Raw genomic sequence first — 4069 nt, forward strand, 5'->3', positions numbered from 1 at the left:
CCCCTGGCCCAGCGCTCGGCCAATGCGGCCAAGGAGATCAAGGGCCTGATCGAGAACTCGGTGGAGAAGGTCTCCGACGGCTCGGCGCTGGTGAACCAGGCCGGTGCGACGATGGCCGACATCGTGGCCAGCGTGCAGCGCGTGACCGACATCATGTCCGAGATCGCCGCGGCGTCGCAGGAGCAGTCATCGGGCATCGAACAGGTCAACCAGACCATCGTGCAGATGGACGAAGCCACGCAGCAGAACGCCGCACTGGTGGAGGAAGCCTCCGCCGCCGCACGCGCGATGGAGGAACAGGCGCACGCGCTGACCGAGTCGGTCGCCGTCTTCACGCTGAAAGCGGCTACCGGCCTGCCGGTCCGCAGGACCGCTTCGATCGTGACGTCGGCCGCATCGCGACCGGCCACGGCGCCCAAGTCCACCGTCCGCGCACGGCCCACGCGCCAGCCGGAAACCGCCCTTGCCGAGGGCGAGGGCGACGACTGGCAGACGTTCTGAGAAGCACCCGGGACCCGCACAGCCCGGCATGCCGCTGCGGCTGTGCGCTCCCATCGGAGAGGCCATGCGTCCTGCCGGGTGACCGGGGGAAAATCCTGCACGCGGCGCTGTTCCGCAAGGCACCACGTGCGCGATGGAAGTTTGCCCTGACCGGGATCCTGCTCCCACGTCTTCCGCCCCGCTCGCTCAAGATGCCGTGTCGTCCGCCGATACAGCCTGTGACGCCTTCCCTGCACTGACGTTTCCGCCCGCATGACCGAGCCCAGCGACGCCCCTCTGGCCGATCCCGTCAGGTACGACGACGAAGAAAAGTACCTGGTGCACGGCGARCACGCGATCCGCCAGATCCTGCAATCGCTCATCGAAAAGCGGGCGCTGGTCAGCGGCTGCGCGATGCCGCGCAACCACACCTTCCCCACGTCGGTGGTCGAGGTGCTGGACGACGAGGACGCCGTGCTGATCGACGGCAGCGCCTCGGAGGCGATCAACCGCAGCCTCGACGAAGCCACGCACGTGACCTGCGTGTCCCGGCTGGACCGCATCCACGTGCAGTTCCGCCTGTACGGGCTGCAACGCGTGCAGAAGGATGGGCAGGTGGCCTTCCGGGCCGAGCTCCCCGACAGCATCCTGCGCCTGCAGCGCCGCGAGTTCTATCGCCTGCAGGTACCGGTGACCCAGCCGATGGAGTGCGGCATCCCGGAGCGCCAGCCGGATGGCGAAACCACCTACCGCAAGTACCGCGTGCTGGACATCAGCGGCGGCGGCATCGCCCTGGCCGTGCAGGCGGGGGAACCGACGCTGCGACCCTACAAGGAATTCCCCGGCAGCCTGCTGTACCTGCCGGACAGCGGACCGCTGTGCGTACGGCTGATGGTCAAGAGCCTGCACAGCCAGCTCAACCAGAACGGCAGCGAGAGCTGGCGCGCGGGTTGCCAGTTCACCGAGCTGCCGCGCGGCGGCGATGCGCTGATCCAGCGCTACATTTTCCGCCTGGAACGCCAGCGCAGCGCCCGCGAGCGCGGCGCTGCGTGACCTTCGTCCGCTTTCCAGCCACCGTTCATCGGCATTGAGCCGCACGTACTCAACCTGGCCGCGCCACCGCCGATACCCGGTGTAACGCTCCTGCAACACTCGCATGGCCGCACGTGGCCGTAGGCAGGGGCCGCCACACCGCCCCATCCGTCGAGGCCACCATGTCATCCGTGTCTACCCGTTTTTCCTCCCGCAGCATCGCCACCCGCGTGATGTACGGCACCGCCCTGGTGCCGCTGCTGGCCTTCGGCGTCGCCGCAGCGGCCAGCTACCTGCGCAGCAGCCAGTCCCTGCTGGCCGGCGCCCGCACCACCATGGAGACGCTGGCCAGCGCCGAGGCACAGCGCATCGCCGGTGACCTGACGGGCGCCTTCGACACCAACGCGGCCCTGGCGAACGCATTGCTCGCGCAGCGCGGCGCCGACGGCCTCAGTCGCGAGGCGGCCAGCGCCATCTTCAAACGCCAGCTCGAAGCGCACCCGGAATGGGTTGGCGTCGGCACGCTGTGGGAACCCGATGCCTTCGACGGCAAGGACGCGGACTACCGCGCCGCGGACGGCCACGACGACACCGGCCGCTTCATGAGCTACTGGGCATGGAGCGAGGGCGCTCCGCTGCAGGAAGCCCTGCGTGACTACGAGGTGCCCGGCGCCGGCGACTGGTACCTGAAACCGCGTGAACTGAAGCGCCRGGTCGTCGCCGAACCCTACGTGTACAAGATCGCCGGCAAGGACGTGCTGATGACGACCCTGTCGACGCCGGTCCTGGAAGACGGCAACTACCTCGGCGTCATGACCGTCGATTTCGCCCTGCAGTCGCTGCAGGAACGCATCGCCAAACTCACCCCGATGGGCGCGGGCTTCGTGCGCCTGCTCACGCCGGCCGGCGTGGTTATCGCCGACCAGGACGCCGCATCGGTCGGCAAGCCCTTTGCGGGCGCACAGGCCGCCGAAGTGATGAAGCAGATCGCCGCGGGCGAGCCCGTTTTCCGCGAATCGTCCAATGCCGCCGGCGATGCCGTCATGGAAGCCTATGTGCCCCTGCAGATCGGTGGCGCGCAGGAGCACTTCGCGCTGGGCGTCGTGGTGCCGCGTGCCGTGCTGATGCAGGAAGCCCGCGCCGTGTTGTGGACGGTGGTGATGGTGGGCGCACTGGGCGCCGCCCTGCTCTGCGGCGCGGTGTTTTGGCTGCTGCGCCGCCAGGTCGCCAGGCCGTTGGCCGGCGCCGTGCGTGTGGCCGACGACATCGCCCGCGGCAAGCTGGACAGCGACATCGACGCCAGCGGCACGGACGAGATCGGCACCCTGATGAAAGCGATGCGCAGCATGCAGGCCAACCTGCGCGATCGCATCGAGCGCGACACCGTGGTGGCCAAGGAAAGCCTGCGCATCCGCACGGCGCTGGAGGATGTGACGACCAACGTCATGATCGCCGATGCCGACCGCACCATCGTCTACGCCAACCGTCCGCTGATGAAGATGCTGACGGACGTGGAACAGGACCTGCGCCGCGACCTGCCCGCCTTCGACGTCAGCACGGTCGTCGGCAGCAGCATCGACATCTTCCACAAGAAGCCCGAGCACCAGTCGCGGATGCTTGCGCAGCTGCAGGGCACGCATCGTGCACAGATCAGCGTGGGCGGCCGCATCATGCAGCTCATCATCAATCCGGTGACCGATGGCGAAGGCCAGCGCATCGGTTACGTGGTGGAGTGGGCCGACCGCACCAACGAGGTGATGGTCGAACAGGAAGTGACCCGCATCGTGCAGGCCGCCGTGCAGGGCGACCTGACCGGCCGCATCGCCGAAACCGGCAAGCAGGGCTTCCTGCTGGGGCTTTCCCAGCAGATCAACGGCCTGTTGGGGACGATCGCGGGCAGCGTGGATGCCGTCTCGGGCGTGCTGCAGTCGCTGTCCAAGGGCGACCTGACCACCCGCATGGAAGGCGACTTCCACGGTGTGTTCGCCACCATGCGCGACGACGCCAACGCCACCGTCGCCCAGCTCACCGACATCGTCGGCCGCATCCAGGACGCCTCCGGTTCCATCAACACCGCTGCCGGTGAAATCGCCGCCGGCAACAACGACCTCTCGCGCCGTACCGAACAGCAGGCCGCCAACCTGGAAGAAACCGCCGCCTCCATGGAGGAGCTGACCTCCACCGTGCGCCAGAACGCCGAGTCGGCCCGCCAGGCCAACCAGCTGGCCATCGGTGCCGCCTCGGTCGCCTCGCAGGGTGGCGAGGTCGTGGGCAAGGTCGTCACCACCATGACCGACATCGAACAGTCCTCCAAGAAGATCGCCGAGATCATCTCGGTCATCGACGGCATCGCCTTCCAGACCAACATCCTGGCCTTGAACGCGGCCGTGGAAGCGGCCCGCGCCGGCGAACAGGGCCGCGGCTTCGCCGTGGTCGCCTCGGAAGTGCGCACCCTGGCCCAGCGCTCGGCCAATGCGGCCAAGGAGATCAAGGGCCTGATCGAGAACTCGGTGGAGAAGGTCTCCGACGGCTCGGCGCTGGTGAACCAGGCCGGTGC

3 protein-coding genes are annotated in these 4069 nt (G+C 68.2%); all 3 read left to right on the forward strand.

Annotated features, from left to right (window positions below; all coding sequences use genetic code 11):
- On the forward strand, window positions 1–501 hold a 501-nt coding region (locus AC04L7_RS13705; RefSeq protein WP_475513211.1), incomplete at its 5' end, for a methyl-accepting chemotaxis protein.
- A gap of 252 nt (window positions 502–753) precedes the next feature.
- The gene (locus tag AC04L7_RS13710) at window positions 754–1533 is read left to right on the forward strand and encodes a flagellar brake protein (protein WP_299343697.1); all 780 of its coding nucleotides are present in this window, start codon (window positions 754–756) and stop codon (window positions 1531–1533) included.
- A 170-nt stretch (window positions 1534–1703) separates the two neighbouring features.
- A partial coding sequence (locus AC04L7_RS13715) for a methyl-accepting chemotaxis protein (protein ID WP_475513212.1) occupies window positions 1704–4069 on the forward strand: 2366 nt, incomplete at its 3' end.

It is taken from the genome of Pseudoxanthomonas sp. LjRoot204_2, from assembly GCF_056175765.1.